This is a genomic window from Limnohabitans lacus, assembly GCF_030053395.1.
GTDB classification, from domain to species: domain Bacteria; phylum Pseudomonadota; class Gammaproteobacteria; order Burkholderiales; family Burkholderiaceae_C; genus Limnohabitans_A; species Limnohabitans_A lacus.
Map to the genome: position 1 here is coordinate 1 of NZ_JASGBH010000018.1, position 19253 is coordinate 19253.

Annotated in this window: 6 protein-coding genes and 2 pseudogenes; 2 read left to right on the forward strand and 6 right to left on the reverse strand. The window is 60.7% G+C overall.

What is annotated here, in order from left to right; translation table 11 throughout:
• The 6 genes and pseudogenes from QLQ16_RS15835 to QLQ16_RS15595 all read right to left on the reverse strand — a co-directional run.
• A pseudogene (locus QLQ16_RS15835) lies at positions 1 to 112 on the reverse strand (putative Ig domain-containing protein); the annotation flags it as partial.
• Positions 113 to 139: 27 nt separating this feature from the next.
• Positions 140 to 1414, reverse strand: coding sequence for a phage integrase SAM-like domain-containing protein (locus tag QLQ16_RS15575; RefSeq protein ID WP_283225579.1), 1275 nt, complete (start codon positions 1412 to 1414; stop codon positions 140 to 142).
• Between the two features lie 9 nt (positions 1415 to 1423).
• Positions 1424 to 1993 carry an acyl-homoserine-lactone synthase gene (locus QLQ16_RS15580; protein ID WP_283225580.1) on the reverse strand — a complete coding sequence of 190 codons (570 nt, stop codon included), beginning with the start codon at positions 1991 to 1993 and terminating at the stop codon, positions 1424 to 1426.
• 48 nt (positions 1994 to 2041) lie between these two features.
• Positions 2042 to 2455, reverse strand: a complete 414-nt coding sequence (locus QLQ16_RS15585; RefSeq protein ID WP_283225581.1) for a DUF4902 domain-containing protein — start codon at positions 2453 to 2455, stop codon at positions 2042 to 2044.
• A gap of 32 nt (positions 2456 to 2487) precedes the next feature.
• Complete coding sequence (locus tag QLQ16_RS15590; RefSeq protein WP_283225582.1) at positions 2488 to 3201, reverse strand: autoinducer binding domain-containing protein; 714 nt, start codon at positions 3199 to 3201, stop codon at positions 2488 to 2490.
• 134 nt (positions 3202 to 3335) lie between these two features.
• Positions 3336 to 4195 (reverse strand): annotated as a pseudogene (locus QLQ16_RS15595) (IS3 family transposase).
• Between the two features lie 187 nt (positions 4196 to 4382).
• Here QLQ16_RS15595 and QLQ16_RS15600 point away from each other — a divergent pair.
• Both QLQ16_RS15600 and QLQ16_RS15605 read left to right on the forward strand, forming a co-directional pair.
• Positions 4383 to 17924: a VCBS domain-containing protein gene (locus tag QLQ16_RS15600; protein ID WP_283225583.1), complete on the forward strand. Its 13542-nt coding sequence runs from the start codon at positions 4383 to 4385 to the stop codon at positions 17922 to 17924.
• A gap of 170 nt (positions 17925 to 18094) precedes the next feature.
• On the forward strand, positions 18095 to 19192 hold the full coding sequence (locus tag QLQ16_RS15605) for an IS5 family transposase (RefSeq protein ID WP_283225584.1): 1098 nt from the start codon (positions 18095 to 18097) through the stop codon (positions 19190 to 19192).
• Positions 19193 to 19253 lie beyond the last annotated feature (61 nt).

Below are 19253 nucleotides of genomic sequence, written 5' to 3' on the forward strand. Positions count from 1 at the left end.
TGACGCGCACGCTGGTGGTGCCTGCGCCGGTGGGGTTGCCGCTGAAGGTGCGGGTCCCTGCATCGAATGTCAGCCATGCGGGCAGCGCACCGCCACCAACAAGGCTAGCTGTGTACGTTAGGGTGGGCCAACGGCAAAATCAAATCATTTGATGACGCTTGCGCTGTTGGTTGTTGTTGCGGCGGCTTTGCAATATCGCCACATTCATTTCTCCGTTCAGTGATGAAGCATAAAAGCGTTCAATGACCTGTATGGAGGTTCGTGCGTTGCGCGCCAGGGTCAGCATGTCAATGCCTTGGCCGTACAAAAGCCTGAACATGATGGCGGTGTGGCGCAGGCAGTAAAGTGTGCGCGGACGTGCCCAGGTGTCTTCGGTGTTTAATCCCGCCTCGCGCATGACCCACTTGAACCAAAACCCCAGCACTGACAGTGCGTACTCACGATCCTGTTCTGCGGGCAGGAATACATAGTCGTCTGGGTTCCCAAAGCCTTGTAGTTGGGCGCTTTGCAATAATTTTTCGTAAACATGTACTGCAGGTCTGAGGCTGACCATGGTCGCATCATGCCGTTTCGTTTCTGGTGCATTCAGTTTCAGGTAGAGGTGTTCGCCACGGCAGATTTGTACGTGTTTGTGTTTAAGTTGGCGAAGATCTCCTGGCCGGATAAAGCTGTTGACCATGAAACGTATGGCCCACGCCATGTCAGGCATTAACGTGAGGTGCTTTTGCGCAATCCAGAATTTCCCCGCAGTTGGACCGGTTTGCTTGACTTTGGGGGCGATCAATTTCTGGCGAGTCAGGCGGTGAGCCGTTGCTACCATGGTTTTGTATTCCCCGACAGACAGCATGCTGCGTGGTCGATGAAGGATTTTTACCTTGGGGATCTGCGGCAGTTCATGCAGCAGTTTTTGGCGAACGGCCAGCTTGAGCAGTTTTCTCACAATGACCAAATACTGTGAGACGGTGGTTGTACTGAATTTTTTGTCGCACAGGTATTCGACGAAGTTTTCGAGTACGGTTTCGGTGGTCATTGATGGCGAATGGTTAGAAAGAAATGGCAAAACATGCGCTGTGAGCCGGTTTTTCAGAATGTTGACGCTGTCACGACTGACTTCTCCGCGCTGGCTGCGATGCGTTTCTGCTTCGACGAGCTGATGACTCAAAAATAGAAAGCTGTTTTGCTGTGTTTTTTCGGTGTTTTTGTTTCGAACACTTGGAGTGACAGGTTCAGCAAGCTCCTCGTCAGCACGAAAATGGTGCGTCCAGCCTTCTGGTGTGAGCACATGAAAGTAGGGCTGGTTGTGATGAAAAACCGTCACTGCCGATGTGCCACCTTGTCGAAGCACCGTTTCCGGGTCTGACAGAAATTGGCTGAGCGGCGTGACCAGGGAGGAGGGGATTTGTATGATTTGCATGATGGGTTTTCAGTTGCGCACTTGTCGGCAGTCAATGAGCAGGGACACGATGGGCAGACCATGGTTGATGATGGGGGCGCCGGCACGTTCCACACGGTAGCCGTTGCGCCGCAGCAGGCGTTCCATGCCCACTGGCGATACGGTGACCAGCGTATCGGCCCCCAGCGCTAGGCTGGTGCGCATGACGCTGAGCAGCAATTCTTCCGCATGGTAGGCCGACGCTTGGTGTGTGCTTGGCTGTTGGTTCTGTGTGGAGGCGGCCGCGGCAAAGCGCGAAAGTTCCCAGATACACGGGTCATGCGGCAGACGAGTGCCTGCCCAGAGCTCGGGGAACACTTTTTCCATGAGGTAAGGCGCGGTGGTGGGCAACAGGCGGGCGACGCCGCTGACTTGCCCTTCATCGTCGTGTGAGCAGACGTAGACGGCATTGGGGCCATCAAATTCATCGAGTTCCATGCCGTTGGTGGTCTGCAGTTCCCAGCCGAGTTGCTCGATGAAGACGGATCGGCGGTAGTGGCCCATTTGCTCGAAGAGCGGGGCTGGGAGTTGCTGCCGGGTGCCTGCGCTGTAGTGTTGCATGTCATTCCTTGGTCTTGGGTTGAACAAGGAATGGATGCTAGGGAGTCGTCAGTGCAGCTGTAAGCTACCAAAAATAGCAGGTTGACAATGCACGGCTTGAGCCACTTCGGTTTGCCAACTGTGTGCGTCGATCCAGCTGGCCAGCACCATGATGTTGTCGTGCCAGCTCAGGGCCTGTCCGTGATGATTGATGAGCTGTAGATTGGTTCTGGGCAGAGCCTCGCGATGCCAGTGCAACTGGCGGTCGCGGGCGGTCACTTGCCAGTCCCAGCCGATGCTGACGGGCAGGCGGCATTGGCCCCGCCATTCGGTGTAGCCGCTCCACACCTGGTTGACGCTCAAGGTTTGTGCGGGCTGGACCCGTGGGTCAGGGGTGTCCAGAGCCGAAAAAAAATGCGTCAGGTGAAGCGTCAGCAGCTCCTGCATGCTGGTGTGGACTTGTCCGGTTTCGGTGATTTTCATGCCCGTATGTGCGTCCGGTCTCAAAAAGTTTATCAGCGCAGCCAGCCCAGCTGCACGGCTTTGGCCACGGCAGCGGTTTTGTTGGGCGTATTGAGTTTTTTGAGGCTGTTGGCGATGTGAAAGTCCACGGCACTTTTGCTCAGGGTCAGGATGTCGGCGATGTCCTGCGCCGACTTGCCGTCGGCCGTCCATTGCAGGGTTTCCCTCTCGCGTGCTGTCAGGGTCGAGGCGCAGGTGCTTTGTGCGGCCACAAGGGCGCGGGAGAGGCTGATGTGCGCCACCTGGACCAGCCAGCGCATTTGCTGCTCTTTGGCCTTCAGCTCCCGTGACGTGAGCGGTTCGTGGCTTCGGCACACACACAAGAGGCTGCCGGAGCCGTTGGCTTCGATGCTGGATTGTCCCCACCCAGTACGGATGCCGTGGTCCTGTGCGTCTTGCCACAGCGCCGGGTTGTCGGCAAAGGTCTGCCGGGTCCAGAGCAGTGGTTGGGTGCTGCGCTTGCCGTGCAGGACGGCCGGGTCTGTGTGCATGTAGCCCGCGCGGTGGTAATGCGCTTGCCAGTCGGTGGGGTAGTTGTTGATCGTCGTCACGGTGGGTTGCGTGACCGGGTAGGGCGCCTGAAAGCCGTAGGCAACGTGTTCAAACCCCAACTTGCTGGCGGCGCGCTCAATGTCCGCAAAGATGGCCTGCGGGGTGGTGACCGGTGTCACCAGCAAGTTGAGCAGGTCTTCGTGCCACGAGTGCATGGTGGGTAGATGAGTTAGTTGCCTGACCTGGGAGGGGTTGTCCCGAGATTCGCTGAAGCGGATTTGAAAAGTATGTTTTTTACGATTATGCAATCTTATATGTGCTCAATTTAATTACACGGCAGCTGAGCGCTTCAGTTTGCCTCAGCCTCGGCCGACAGGATGCAGCCGATGGGTTCGGTCAGTCGGTTGTTGTGTAACCAGTGCACCCATTGCAGGGCGGCCAGTTCCAGGGATTCCCTGGATTTTCAAGGTCCCGGCGGTGGATCAACTCGGCCTTGTACAGATCGTTGATGTTCTCAGCCAAGGCGTTGTCGCAGCTGTCGCCACGGCTGCCGACCGAAGGTTCGATGCCTGTTTCTGCCAGCCGTTCGGTTTAGCGAATGCAAACGTATTGGATGCCCCTGTCGGAGTGATGAATGAGCTGGTCTGACAGTTGCAGCTGGCGCTCGTGTAGTGCCTGTTCCATTGCGTCCAGGACGAAGTCGGTGCGCATCTAATGGCTCACCCTTCAGCCGACGATGCGCCGGACGTAGACATCAACGACAAAGGCCACGAACAACCGGCCCTGCCAAGTTGAGACATAGATGAAGTCCGACACCCACAGCGCGTTGGGACGGCGGGCATTGAATTGCCGGTTGGCCCGATAACGTTTGGCACGGGCGCAATGAAGTTCTGGATTGCGCTGGCGGGCCGCATGCAGGCGGCAACGCGCTGGCCAGCTTGAGATTCTCATTGGCGCGGCGCAGTTTCTTGTTCTCCCGCTCCAGGGTCTTCATGTGCTCGCGTTCAGTGGTGCTCAGGCCCTCGCGGCCACCTGTGTCGATCTCACGCTGCTGACTCAATCGTTAAGCGTCTGGGAATCGCAGCCGATCTTGGGAGCAATCGATTCAATACAGGCCCACAGTGAGGGGTACTCGCCTCGGGGCTCTTGCACCATCCGAACGGCACATTCGTGGATCTTGGGTGAAAAACGGTTTGATTTCTTGCTCATGGCTCCATCCTCTCAAAGTGTGGAGCCTCCTCAAAGCCCGGGGCGATTTACCGCAGCCTTATTCCAGCTCGATAATTAAAATCTAAGAAATTTTTTCCTTAATTAAATTACATATTTAATTAAATTGTGTCTATTTGTGGTGATATAAAAAGTCAACGCCTCCTTACTCTGATCGAGAGATATTTGAATGTCCACCATCCTTCGCTATTACATCACTGGCTCCTTTGCCGACTTGCTCGATCTGCGCACCCCGGGCGCCGAATACACCTTGGCCGAGCAGCAGCTGATCGCCAACGGCAGCGGCGGTGTCAACACCATCTGGGCCGCCGCAGGCGTGGACCTGGATGCGCGCAACCTCTTTGGCGGCACCGATGTGGTCCTCTTTAATTACAACTGGGACCAGTACACCAAAGACATCAGCACCGTCCCCGGCGCCATCGTCTTCAGCTACACCGACAGCACCAGCGGCCTGACCGAAAAAGTCACCGTCGCCAACGGTGCCACCACCCTGGGCCGCGACCAGCTCATCTTTGCCGACGGCGCCGTGGGCACCCAACAAGCCAACGCCGCGCTGCAAGGCAGCTTGACGGCCGCACTCAACACCGTCTCGGGCGCAAACAACAGCATCACCAGCGCCGCCTACAGCCCCACAGCCCCTGCGGGCAACACCCTGCGAGCCTTTGCCTCGACCACCAGCACCACCACCGGTGCCACCTTTGCCATGACCGAAGCGGGCCAGTCCACGGTGGTCACCGGCACGGGTCAATCAGACAAGGTCTACGTCAAGGCCGGTGCCACCGTTGATGCCCGCAACCTGCTCGGTGGAGAAGACCAGATCTACCTGACAGGCAACTGGGCCGACTACACCAAGAGCCTGACCGAAGTCTCGGGTGCCATCACCTTCACCCGCTCGGTCAATGGCGGCACAGAAAAAGTCACCGTGGCCAATGGCGCAACGGCTGTGGGACGAGACAAACTGGTCTTTGCCGACGGCGCCGTGCTCACCCACAACGCACGCACAGCGCTGACAGCCGATCTGAACGCCGCCTTGAGCGCCATCATCGGCTTTGATACCGCCACCCAAACACCATTCCTTGAGCAGACCCTGAACGGTGGCGTGACAGCAGGCACCGCGGTAGAGGGCATCACCATCACCGCTTTCGACGCTGAAGGCAATGTGGTGGCCACGACCACCACCGATGCCAATGGTCAGTATGAACTGGTGTTGGGCAGTCAGTACGCCGGGCAGGCGCTGCTGCTCAAGGCCAGTGACGGCACGGCCGACGGTGTGGGTTATGTGGACGAGGCCACGGGCGAGAGCAAGGACTTTACTGTCAACCTGCGAGCTATGGTGCAGGTGGGCACGGGTGGCAGCCAGAAAGCACAAATTTCTACAGCGACTGAGCTGGCCACGCGCATCTTGAACATTGGAGATGACAACAAGCTACTAGGTTCTGAGGCTGATCGGGCGTCCGCCAACCAAGCGGTGGCCGACTTTCTGGGTCTGAGCAACATTGTGGACGCCGATAACCCGCAAGTAGTGGGCAAGGACAGCGCCAGCGACGCGTATGGGAAGGGCTTGGCGCTGTTGTCGGGCATGGACGCGGTAGCCGAGCGCAGTGGGTCGAGCAATGCGACGAACGATGTGCTGGACCAATTGGTGCAGGCCTTCACTTTGGTGGGGGGCTCTGTGCAGACGCAGTTCAATGACCCTGAGCTGCTGAACTTGTTGTCGCAGGCGGTGACTGAAGTGGTGCAGACCCAGGGCGCGGATCTGGCGCAAGACTTGGCGGGTGTGGCCCTGCGGGCGGTGCAGTTGGTCGATGGCAGTGAAGAGGCGCCGCTGGCGTTTTTCTTGACCAGCAGCCGCAATGTGATCGGTGACGGCAAGACCGCCACACTGACTTTGCGCTTTGAGACCGAGCCTACCGCAGAGCAGGTGGCGGGTGTGCAATCGGCCTTGCAGGTCAGCGGGGGCAGCCTGTCTGAGCTGACGCCAGACTCGAGTGACCCGACCGGCACGACTTACACCGCTGTCTTTACCCAGGTGGGCACAGAGACGCCGCACATCAGCGTGTCGGGCAACCACTTTGCCAATGACCTGAGCATGGTGCTGGACAACAGTGCCCCGACCTTGACCATCAGCCGCTTACAGGGCTTGGACAGTGAAGGGCTGGCCAAGACCACGCTGCGTGCTGGCGACACCGTGCGGGTGATGTTGAGCGCCAGCGAGGCGGTGACCGTGGCTGACGGCGCCACGGTGCAGCTGCAAATTGGCAGCAGCACGGTGAATGCCCAGTACAACAGCCAGCGCAGTGGCTCGCGCACCCTGGTGTTTGACTACACCGTGGGCCAGCAGTTGACGGATACCCAGGGCGTGAGCGTGCTGGGCGTGACCGCCATCGTGACTGATCTGGCGGGCAATGCCGCCGATCTGGGCCTGTCCGCCTACAACGGTTTGCCGCTGTATGTGGACACCACGGCACCCGTGGTGTTGGCCCAGATTCCGGTCGACAACAGCACGGTGGGCAACGCGGGCGTGCAGAGCCTGACACTGAGCTTTGGCGAAACCGTGAGCAAGGGCACCAGCGGCACGCTGGTTCTTAAAAATGCAGCTGGGCAGGCTGTGGCGAGCTGGCAGGCCCAGCAAGGCGTGCTGTCGGCAGATGGCTTGACGGTGAGTTATGCCCTGCCCGACAGCTTGGCCCCCTTGCCTGCGGGCCAGTACACCATCGAGGCCACGGGCAGCCCTTTGACCGATCTGGCAGGCAACGCCCTGGCCACCAATGCCCTGGCGGCAGACGGCAGCTGGTCGTTTACTGTGGGTGCGGTTTCCATTGGCATTGACAAGGTGGGTGGCGACAACCTGCTCAACAACGAGGATGTGCTGGCGTCCCTCACGCTGTCGGGCACAGTCTCTGGCGAGGGCAGCGAGGGCGTGACGGCTGCCGACATGCAGGTGTGGCTGCAGCCCTTGGGCGATGGCACGGCGGTGCAGGCCCAGGTGCAAAGCCTGAGTAATGGTCAGTGGAGTGCCTCCGTGGCCGAAGGCGACGCATTGGCGCTGCAAGGCGGCTATGTGGTCAGGGTGATGATTGACGCCAACGATGTGCAAGCCAGCGCCAGCAGCGCGCTGGTGGTGGACCGGCATGCGCAAGTGGCTTTGGGGCAGGTGGCGGGTGATAACCTGATCAGCCTGGTGGAGCAGTCGGTCATTCAGACGGGCAAAAACCTCAATTACAGCTTTGTTGCCGAAAAAGGCAGCAGCGGCACCATCACCTTCCAGAAAGAAGGCGGCAGCCCACAGGTCGTCAAAACCTTCAGCAATGCCAAAGGGACCGCGCCCGATCAGGTTACCCTTAGCAAGGGAGACTTGGCCAGCCTGGGCACGGGCAGCTTCAGTGTGGTGGCTGCCGTGACCGATGTGGCGGGCAACACGGCCAGCGTGAGCCGGGCCTTCACCATCGAGGCGGCGGCGCCAGCCGCCCAGATTGTCGGCATCAACCTGCACGGCAGCCGCAGCGGCAGCTTGATCCAGGGCGATACCCTCAGCGCCGTGGTGCAGTTTGACAAAGCCATCACGGTCAGCAATGCGGACGCTTTGACGCTGAACCTGCAGGTGGGCGACGCCACCCGGCAGGCCAGATTTGCGGGCCTGTCGGCCGAACGCAAGCAGATTTTGTTCAGCTACACAGTGCTGGCTGGCGATACCGACAGCGATGGCGTGGCCCTGAACGCCAACGCCTTGCAGTTGGGCGTCGGCAATGCGGCGGCCAGCATCAAGGATGTGGCGCTGGGCAGCGCCGCGACACTCACATCCAGTGCGGTGAACGCACAGGGCAACCTGAAGGTGGACGGCAGCGCCACCAATGTCCCGGCCGACTTGGCCCTGACGGTGACCGAGGCGGGCCTGACGGCCACCCACCAGCCCAGCGCTGGCAAGGCGGTGGCCAGTGGAAAGCTGCTGGGCGGTGTGGACATCAGCGCGGGGAAATCCATTGCCAAGGTGCAGTTTGGTGAGGGTGAAGAAATCCTGGTCACCACAGAAGGCGTGGTAGTCGAAGGCATTTACGGCTCCTGGATTGTCAAGGCCGATGGCAGCTACACCTACGCACTGAGCAACTCAAGGCCTGCCGTGCAGGCCTTGACCGCAGGGCAGAGCAGTGTGGACACCTTGAAATTCTGGGACAACCTGGCCACAGAGGCGGCCACGGCTACTGTGACGGTGCGCGGCAGCAACGACGCCCCCACCGTCGGTGCGGCTTGGGTGTCTGCGGCCAACCAAGGCGGCAACGTTTACACCCTGAATTTGCTGCAAGGCGCCAGCGATCCGGATGCCGGTGAGGCCCTGTCATTGCAGGTGTCGGCCATCACCTACAAGCTGGGTTCCGGGCCGCTGGGCACCGGCTTGCCCGATGGCTTGAGTCTGGGCAACGATGGCAAAACCCTGACGGTGGACCCTGGTCACGAGGCCTACCACGGTCTGGCTGCCGGGGCCAAACAAGACCTGGTGCTGAGTTACCGGGTCACTGATGCACAGGGGGCCAGTGTGGCCCAAAGGGTCACCATCACCCTCACGGGCACCAACGATGCACCCACGGTGAGCGCGGCTTTGGCTGTGGACGCCACAGAGGGCGCCGGTCTGGCGGCGCTGCATTTGCTCAAAAACGCCAACGATGTCGATGCCGACAACCTGCGTGTGCAAGGCCTGAGCTTCACCGTCGGTGGCGAGCCCACCGGCAACACCGGGCAAGACCTGCCCGCCGGCATGGGCCTGGGCAGCGACCTGGTGCTGCGCCTGGACCCGCGCCACCCGGCCTACAACACCCTGAAGGTGGGCGAGACCCTAAGCATTGTGGCCAGCTACACCGTGTTGGACGGGCAAGGGGGCACGGTGGCACAAACCGCGACCTTCTCCCTGACGGGCACCAACGATGCGCCCCGAGTCAACGCCGCCAAGGCGGTGATCGGCCAAACCGTGATGGCGGGCGGCAGCTTCAGCTACACCTTTGACGCGCAGGCTTTTGTGGATGTCGAGGGCGAAGCCCTGAGCTACAGCGCCAGCCTGGCCGATGGTGTGGCCTTGCCCAGTTGGTTGCAGTTCAATGCCGAGAGCCGTACTTTCAGCGGAACTGCCCCGGCCTCAGCAACGGCCAGCCAGTTGAACATTCGCATCACCGCGACCGACGGCACGGCCGACACGGCTTTGTCCGCGTCGCAGGGCTTTACCTTGGCCATCAGCCCTGCAGCGGCACCGGTGGCCAAGGTCGACCTGGCCCAGGTGCTGGAGAGCGGGATCGACACCAACGGTCAAGAACAGGGGCAAACGACTGCCGCGGACAATGTGCTGAACAACGACACGGCATCCACCGCCTTGACCGTGACCGGCGCCAGGTCTCACGCCAGCGCAGATACTTCGGTGTCGATGATTCCGGTGCCTGCGGGCAGCAGCAGCGCGCAGAACGCGCTGACTTTGCAGGGCCTGTACGGCACGCTGCAAATCGGCGCCGACGGCAGCTACAGCTACAGCCTCGATGCGGCCCGCAGCAATGGCCTGAAGGCCGGGCAGGTGGTGAACGACATTTTCAGCTACCAGGTCAGTGACAACGCGGGGCAGACCGCCAGCAGCCAGTTGCTGGTGCAGGTGACTGGCAGCAACGACGCCCCGGTGGCCAGTGTGGCTCAGACCACTTTGAGTTTGGCACAGGGGCAGGCTTTTGCCTACACCATGCCTGCAACGCTGTTTGCCGACCCGGACCGCGACGGCCTGAGCTTGAGCGCAGCGCAAGTGCAAGAAGGCACCACAGCGGCCTTGCCCGACTGGCTGCAGTGGGACGCCGTGACGCGCAGCTTGCGCGGCACCCCGCCTGAAACCGCCAGCGGTACCCTGACGGTGCGTGTCAGCGCCAGCGATGGCCAGGGCGGCATTGCGCACAGCGATGTGGTGCTGCAACTGGCCAAGCCCGCAGCCCCGGTGGCCGTGGCCGACGTCAATACCGTGACCGAGGCGGGCCTCAGCAGCCACGGTGCCGTGGTGGGCAAGGCGCAGGCGCTGGGCAATGTGCTGGGCAATGACAGCCGCAGTGCCAGCAGCTTCCGCGTGAGTTCGGCCGATGTTGGGGCCACTTTGGGGGCGCAGGCCCAGCCGATTGACACTGTGGTCGAGGACAGCCCGGGCTCGGTGCTTCTGACGGGGGCTTATGGCAGCCTGACTTTGTATGCCGATGGCTACTACGCTTACCAGCTCAGCAACCAGGCCAGCTCGGTGCAGGCACTCAAGGTCGGTGAGCAGCGCGACGATGTGTTCACTTACGAGCTGACCGACAGCGCCGGACAAAAAGCCCGTGCGCAACTGACGGTTAAAGTGCAGGGCAGCAACGACGCGCCCACCGTGGCCGCCGCCTTGGTGTCGGCGGCCAACGAGGGGGACAGTGCCTACACCATCGACCTGCTGCAAGGGGCCAGCGATGTGGACGACAGCGCTCTGAGCGTGTCGGGCCTGACTTACAAGGTGGGCAACGGCGCCGTCAGCAGCACCTTGTCGGCAGGCTTGAGCCTGGGCGCCGATGGCAAGACCCTCACGGTCAACCCGAGCCACGCGGCCTTTGGCGACCTGGCCGAGGGGGCCACCCGGCAAGTGCTGGTGAACTACCTCGTCAAGGACGCGCAGGGCGCCAGTGTGGCCCAGAAGGCGACCATCACGCTCACGGGCACCAGCTTTGATGCGGCCCCGACCTCCAGTGCCGTGGCCAGCGAGGCCCCCAGGGCTTACGACCAGGGGGCCTTGAGTGGCCCCACCGCCGACAACTTCATGCTGCGCTTCAGCGAAGTGGTCAATGCCGATTTGCTGCAGGATGCCATGGCCCAAGGCAAGGTCAGCCTGCTGGGGGCCAACGGCGTCAGCCGCAGCCTGGGGGCTGGCGCGGTGCTGGAGGCTTACACCCCCAGCAGCATTGTGGTGACGGGTTTGTCAGAGGCTGCCAACGGCAGCTACACCAGCCTGTGGAGCACGGCCACCAACAGCAACACCGTGGTGCCGACTTTTGCCAACGGTTTTGGTCTGGCCAAGCCCGACAGCTTCAGCGTCAACAACAGCACCACCATTTACAAAAAGACCAACACCGACGGCAGTGTCTGGTACATCTGGCAGCAAACCGGCTGGCGGACCTGGATCATCTCGCAGGACAACCCGCTGGATGCGCAGGGCAATGCCCGGGAGTGGTTCATTTCCACCGCGACCAACAGCACCGACCCGACGGTCAGAACGGCGGTGCTGGGCGTGTCGGGCTGGAGTGCCAAGACGGGGGCCTTGCAAGAAGGCGTTGACCCCTGGGCCGGGACCAGCCGCATCGCCGCGGCCGACCTGGAGCCCAATGGCTGGGGGCGCACCTTTGTGCTGGCCCTGGGCGCGGGTAACACCGCGCAGGCGGGCGACACGCTGGTCATCGACAAAGTTTTTGTCAAAGACACGGCCAACAAGCTCGCGACCAGCGATGTCACTTTTGCGCTGCCTGCCGACATCACGCGCCCCACGGCCCTGAGCAGCAGCCCTGCCGTGGTGCAGGGCATTGGCAGCGACGGCTCGGTCAAAACCACGGCCCTGGTGGCGGGCGACATCGTGCGCGTGACAATAACCATGAACGAAGCGGTGACCGTGAGCAGCAACACCACGCCTTCGCTCACGCTGGAACTGGACGCCAGCACCCGCCAGGCCGGCATCAACCGTGGTCTGAGCTTTGCCAACGGCGCCACCAGCAGCAACAAACTGGTGTTTGACTACGTGGTGCAAACAGGCGACAGCGACGTGCTGGGGGGCATCACCGTTGGGGCTTACAACCGCAACAACAGCAATGTGTTTGACTTGTCGGGTAACCGATTCTCAGCGCCGAGCAACGTGGTGGAGACGAGCAACACCGTCAGCATTGGCGCTGACACTACGGCCCCGACCATTGCCAGCGTGTACAACTCTGACAAAGCTGTGGTCTCTGGCACAGTGGGTGATACGTTCAACTTCCGGTTCGCAGAAATCGTCAACGTGGACCACCTGGAGACCGCCTTTGCCAATGGCCAAATCAAGGTCACCAGTGCAGACGGAACGGTGGTGCGCAACCTGGGGGCAGGCGCCCAAGTGGAAGCCACTTACCCCAGCACCATCACGGTCAGTGGCTTCAGCACGGCAGCCGACGGCGCCTACACCACGCTGTGGAGTCCGGCGTACAACAAGAACATGGGCGCGCCTGTTTTCTCGGGTTTCAGCACCAGTGGTGTGGCACTGAGCGCCGATGTCAACAACTACCCGGTTTACAAACACATCGACAGCGCTGGCCAGGGCTGGTATTTGTGGCGCCCTGTGGGCTGGAGCAACTACGTGCTCACGCCCGAAAGCAGCTCGGTCAATGGCACAGCGCAGAGTTGGTGGGCCAGCGGTTCGGGTGGGGGCACAGGCACCAGCAGCGTGCCACGCGAGGGCGTGGTGCTGGGGGGCGAATGGTATGCCAACAGTGGCCAGCTCAGCAACAGCCAGAGCATGTGGACCAGCAGCAACAAACTTTCGGTCCAGCCGAGTCTGGAGGCGACGGGCTGGGCTTACACATTCACGTTGGCCCTGGGCAGCGGCCATGAGGTGCAGCAGGGCGACCAAATTGTCATTGGTGCGGGTGCCGCAAAAGATGCCAATGGCAACAGCAACAGCAGCGACATCACCAGCCTGCCCGCCGACATCACCCGCCCGGTGTTGGGCACGGCGGTGGTCAAAGGCTACAAAAACACTTGGGACACACAGACCCAAAGCAGCACTTATGCTGAAACCACCGATTCGCTTGTGCAGCACGACTTGATCCGCGTGGGAATTCCGGTCAGCGAAAATCTCAAGCTCTACCACAGCGGCGGCTACGTTGGCCATGTGGCGTTGGACATTGGCGGACAGACCCGTTATGCCACCCTCAATTTGCAACTGAGTTCGAGCACGGGCACCGTTACCTGGGGCTTCAGCAGCAACAAGCTGGTCTACGAGTACTGGATTCAAAGCGGAGATGTGGACACCGCAGGCGGAATCACCGTGGGGGCCATGAACCGTGGCAATGTGGGCCTGTACGACGCTGCCAGCAATCGGCCCTGGGTGCCCAGCGATGTGCCCGAAGAGGCCAATACCATCACGGTCGTGGACAACACGCCGCCCTCCATCTTGAACTCGGTCTACTCCAGTGCAAGCACTGTGGTTCTGACATTGAGTGAGGCGCTGGACGCAGCGCATTTGCCCCCTGCCAGTGCCTTTGCGGTCACGGTCAACGGCCAGAGTGTGGAGGTGAAAAGCGTTGCCGTGGCAGCGGGCAGCAATTCGGTGCTGGTCTTGACCTTGGCCAGTGCGGCAGCCAGCGGCACATTCGTTCAGGTGAGTTACACCGACCCCACGACTGACAACGACACATTGGCCTTGCAAGACCTGTCGGGCAACGATGTGCAGAGCAACAGCTACCAAGCTACAGCCATTGCTGCGCCCAGCGTGCAGTATGTCCACACGGGTTTTGACAAGATTGAAATCGCGGGTGAGAGCGAATTGCGGTTCATGCTCAAGTTCAGCGATCTGGTCAAGGTTGCCGGTACTCCGCGCCTGGTGCTCAGTGTTTCCGACGGCAGTACAAGCCAGACGGTGTACGCTAATTTCGAGCCCTACACCGATGCCAACCATGGTCAGACCGGGGTGGAGTTTGTCTACCGCCCGGCCGCCGGTGTGCAGGGGCAGGTGCATGTGAGCGCCTTCGACGCCAATGGCGGCAGCATCACCGCTTACAACAGCGCTGGCACGGTCGATGCCAACATCACACTCAACGACAGCACCGTGTTTTCGCCCTACACCTGGGTTTATGCACAAGGTCTGGACAGCACGGCCGGCGACAGTGCCAACAACCTGTTGACGCCCTGGTTTGACGCACCTCAAAACACGCCGCGCGCCCTGAGCGCCAGCAGCGCCAATGGCGGCGCGGGCAACCGCGACGCGCTGGCCGTGTCGGTGCTCTTGCCGGGAAGTGTCACCAGCAGCAGCGCAGCTGCAGCCTACAGCCTGAGCTACAACGTCACCACAGAAGGTGTGCGCCAAGTCTTGCTGAAAAACGGCAGCACCGTGGTGGACACCTACACCGTGCCCAGCGACGCCCACTGGCCCATGGGGGTGGAGCAACTGATTTACCACGCGGTGTACAAAGACAGCGCCGGTCAGGTGCAGTTTGCTGGCTTGGACAATGTCTTGCTCACCTTGGGGCAACACGAATACATCGACCCCGTCAATCCTAACCAGCGCTGGGTGCAGGGCAGCCTGAACAGCGATGTGATCGATGTGTCGGGCCGTGACGCAGCGCAGTTCATTTTTATCGAAGGCGAGCAGGGCAACGACACCATCACGGGCCACGATGGGGTGGACATCATCCGCGGGGGTGGTGGGACCAACCTCATCAATGCGGGCAAGGGCGATGACCATGTGGTGATTCGCCGTGGCACCGACAGCACTGACGGTGGCGAAGGCATCGACACCTTGCGTTTTGACTTGCCCGGCCAGGAAAAGAAAATCACCGTCGATGACGCTGGCCTGATCCATGTGTATTCGGCCTACGGCTCATGGGACTATGGCTTTACCCCAGATGCCAACGGCTGGGTCGAGCGTTACCGCCTGAGCACCGACTTTGGGACCGATGGAAGCAACCGCATCGCGGTGTACGACGTGGCCCTGGGCCGCAACGTGGCCCAAGCCAAAAACATGGAACGCCTGCAGTGGCGCCTGGACGAGAACAGCAGTGGCCGCAGCACCAACACCTTCAAGGTGGGCACCAGTGGTGACGACACCATCAATGCCGTGGCCGATGTGGTGCTGGCCGGTGCGGGCAACGACACCATCACCCTCAGCAGTGGCTGGCTGCACACGAACGACTGGCGCAACGGCGATCGGGCCTTGCTGATCGACGGCGGGGCCGGGCGCGATGTGCTGCAGTTGACGACTTTTGTGAGCGGCCAGTTGAGCCAGGCTTTTGAATGGAATTCCGGCAGCAACGTCAACGCCTCGCGTGTGCTCAAAAACATTGAAGGGCTTGGCTTGGCGCAGGGCAGCTACCTGGAGTTGAGTGCGCAGGACATCCACAACCTCTACGCCAGTGGCAGCAACACCAGTGCCTGGGGTGAGGTCATCAGCGGCCTGGACGCCAGCCAGCGGCAGTTTCTGGTGTCAGGGTTAGGCAGTCTGAGCCTGAGTGACAGCAGCGGCTGGACAGCCAAAGCCGCGACCGTCAGCTACAACAACCAAAGTCACAAGGTGTTCCAGCACAGCAGTGGCGTGCAGTTGCTGGTGGACTCCAATGTCTGGGTCTCCGGCCTTGGCATTGTGAATGAGAACAGCAACTCCTTGTTGATCAGTTCGGACACTTTCAATGGCGAAGTCAGTGAAGGCAACAGTGGCATCACTCCCGTGACATTCACTGTCACGCGAACCGGCAATAGCGCTTCAGAGCTTTTGGGTACGTGGTTATTGAGTCATTACGGTACCAGCAGCGCTGACTTTGCAGATGGACAAATGACCAGTGGAACCGTGTCTTTTGCGACTGGGCAAACCAGTCAGACCATTGTGATCAATGTCAAAGGTGACACAGATTGGGAAAATAACGAGCGTTTTGGTGTGAGTGTGTCTTACCCTGGGGAGGGAACATCCCTTGGATTTACCCAGACCGAAGTCACAGTCCGTGATGACGATGGTTTTGTGATGGGGGATGGCCCCGCTCCGGTCGTCACCTTGGTGCGGGCCGAAACGCCTACCTTTGTGACCCCCGGCGATACGCTGAAGTTTGTGGTGGAGCTGGACCAGGTGGTGACGGTGCAGGGCACGCCGCGCCTGGCGCTGGTGCTGACGGACCCCACGGGGGCGCAGCCGCCGCGCACGGTGTACGCAGACTTTGTGCCTTACAGCGACTCGATCAACGGCACCTGGAACCAGCAGTCGTCCGTGGAGTTTGCCTACACCTATGGCAGCGCCGATGCGGTGGGCGCGGGCTGGATGTACCGCATCAGCGGTTTGGAAAACGTCAACGGCAGCAGCATCAAGAGTGTGGAGTCTGCAAGCTACAACCAGAGCGCGAACCTGACGCTCAACCGTGTGGCCATCACTGCGGGCACCTGGCTGTACACCTCGTTCACCGGCGTCACCGGCACGGCCAACAACGACATGATGGAGGTGTTTGATGCGGCCAGCACTGTGGTGCCCAAAACCTTGAGCAGCACCAGCGCCAATGGCGGTGCCGGCGACCGCGACGTGATGGGTGTGCCCGTCTTGTTGCCCAGCAGCGTGACCACGGCCGTTCAGGCGCGTAACTATTACCTGAACTACGAGGTGAGCACCGACAGCAACGGCGCTGCCACAGGCCGTTACGTCAAGCTCTACCAATCGGGCAACAGCACGGCAGTTGACACCTACACCCTGCCCCTGAATGGCAGTGGCTGGCCGAATGGGGTTGAGGCCTTGGGTTATTTCCTGCAGTTCAAGGACGCCAACGACCAGATCCAGGAGGCTGATCATCCAGGCGATCACCTCATTTTTTGGAAAGCAACATCGAGTGCCACCGACAGCGTCAACGGTGATGTGGCTTACCAGGGTTCGTACCTCAGCGACACCATCAATCTGGCGGCGGTATCGCCGACCATCCCCACAGCCAGCCGGGTGCTGGTGCGGGGCAACCAGGGCAACGACAACATCACCGGCCACGACGGGATCGATGTCATCCATGGTGATGGGGGCAATGACACTGTCAATGCAGGAGCGGGCAATGACCTGGTGTTTCTGAGTACGGGCGTGGACACCCTGGATGGCGGTACCGGCACCGACACGCTGGCGTGGTTTGTAAAGGGGCAGGAAGCCATGCCTGCGTTCACGGCCGACGGCAAGTTGCAGGTCATGAGTGCGTTCGGTGTCTGGAGCAACGATAACTTCACCCCCGACAGCAATGGGTTTCAGCTGGACTGGACATTTGACATCAACGGGCAGACCGGCGACATCCTGACCCAGCGTGCGGGCAGCAGCGAAGTCAGCACCGCCAAAAACTTTGAAAAGATGCGTGTTTACAGCGATCTCTACCAGGTGGTGCGCGGGGATACGACCGGCGAGTTTGACATTTTGTTAGGTACCAGCGGCAACGATGTGCTTGACACCACCGACTCCCAGGGTATTTTGCATGGCTTGGACGGCAACGACACCATCCGCATGGTGACCGCCTCTACGCCTGTGGTCATGGGGGGCCTTGGCGATGATGTGGTGGTCTTGATGGCCGCTGTGTTCGGTTTGGATGGCAATGGCGACATCATGGTGCACGGCGGTGCCGGCACGGACACCCTGAAGGTGGGCGCGGATCTCAATGGCGCGACTTTGTACCAACCGGGCGCAGACAGTGGCACCTTGCTGCAGAGTTTCGAGGTGTTGGACATCACGGGCAGCACTGAGGCTTCTTCTGCGGGCAACACCCTGCGCTTCAGTGCGGCCTGGATGCGCGATCTGACCGATGCGGGCAGTAGCCGCAGCTTTGCCATTGTGGGCGACAGCCAAGACAGCGTGAGCTTGCTTCAGGCCGACAACTGGCAACAACAGGCCAGCAGCGACCGCAGCGGCTTTGCCCTCTACGCCACCACGCTCGACAGCGTGGCTTACCAGCTTTACCTGGGCAACACACTCACGCAGGTGAATGCGTCGGCCGTGTTCTGAGTCCGCATGGATCAACCACCGAAAGGAAATACCATGCCTTTTTTAGTCGGCCCTGCAAAACCCCTGAACCCCGCATGAATGCTTGTGGTTTGGGGTGAATCCGGATGGTCAGAACTCTCAAATAGATATTCAATGGAGCCTGTTTTCTGGGAGTTTTTGAAAGCAGCGCCATGACAGACGACTTTTTCCGCAACCGCCTGGACCAGATGATCGATTTTCGCCACCCGCTGGCGGTGCTGGACAACCGCATGCCGTGGCAAGAAATCGAGGCATTGCTGGTCCGGCGCTGGGCGCGGCCAGTCAAAGCAGGCAAGAAGATCGATGGCCTGGATGTGTTTGGTCCGGTCACTGCTGTTGCCGGTGGCGGCACCTCCAACGCCGGCCGTCCGCGCCTGCCCACCCGTCTGATGGTGGCCCTGCTGTACCTCAAGCATGCGTTCAACGAGAGCGACGAGGACGTGATCCAGCGCTGGGGCGAGACACCGACTTGGCAGTACTTTTCATGCAATAAGTATTTTGAGCACCAGTGGCCGTGCGACCCCACACAACTGGGGCGCTTCCGTAAAACTCTGGGCGAAGAAGGTGTGGAAGAGCTGCTCGCCCGCACCATGGAGGTAGCGGTCACCCTCAAGCTGATCGCCAAGAAAGAGTTGACCCGCGTGATCGTGGACTCCACGGTGCAAGAGAAAGCTATGGCACACCCCACCGACAGCAAACTGCTGGAGACGGCCCGAGTCAAAGTGGTTGAAGCCGCCAAGGTCAATGGCATCGAGCTCAAGCAAACCTACGCAAAAGAAGGCCAGCTGCTGTGCTACAAGGCTGGGCGTTACGCCCATGCCCGGCAGTTCAAGCGCATGCGCAAAGTCATCAAACGCCAGCGTACCATCGTTGGCGGGCTGCAACGCGAGGTGGCTCGCAAGATGACCACGCTCAGCCAAGCCATACAAGACACCTTGGGCCAGACCTTGGGCCAGACCTTGGGCAAGGCCAAACGCTTGGTCACGCAGACCGGCACCCGCAAAGCGCTGGGCAACCGCGCCAAGCTCTACAGCTGGCACGCGCCAGAGGTGGAGTGCATCAGCAAAGGCAAAAGCCGCAACCCGTACGAGTTTGGTGTGAAGGTCGGCCTGGCCATGACGCTCAAGGGCAACCTGATCGTGGGTGCCAGGAGCTTTCCTGGCAACCCGTATGACGGGCACACCATGCACCCTGATGGCCACCCAAATTCCCCCACTTATGGCCACCTCAAACTCCCCCACCTGAATTGATCGGGGACAGGGTCTCAACGCCGACACCGTCGGCACCTGTGGGCAGGACGCATGTTCCGGC

Coding starts and splice junctions, on each gene's coding strand:
- QLQ16_RS15575 (WP_283225579.1), bottom strand. CDS start 1,414: ATGCAAATCATACAAATCCCCTCCTCCCTGGTCACGCCGCTCAGCCAA.
- QLQ16_RS15580 (WP_283225580.1), bottom strand. CDS start 1,993: ATGCAACACTACAGCGCAGGCACCCGGCAGCAACTCCCAGCCCCGCTC.
- QLQ16_RS15585 (WP_283225581.1), bottom strand. CDS start 2,455: ATGAAAATCACCGAAACCGGACAAGTCCACACCAGCATGCAGGAGCTG.
- QLQ16_RS15590 (WP_283225582.1), bottom strand. CDS start 3,201: ATGCACTCGTGGCACGAAGACCTGCTCAACTTGCTGGTGACACCGGTC.
- QLQ16_RS15600 (WP_283225583.1), top strand. CDS start 4,383: ATGTCCACCATCCTTCGCTATTACATCACTGGCTCCTTTGCCGACTTG.
- QLQ16_RS15605 (WP_283225584.1), top strand. CDS start 18,095: ATGACAGACGACTTTTTCCGCAACCGCCTGGACCAGATGATCGATTTT.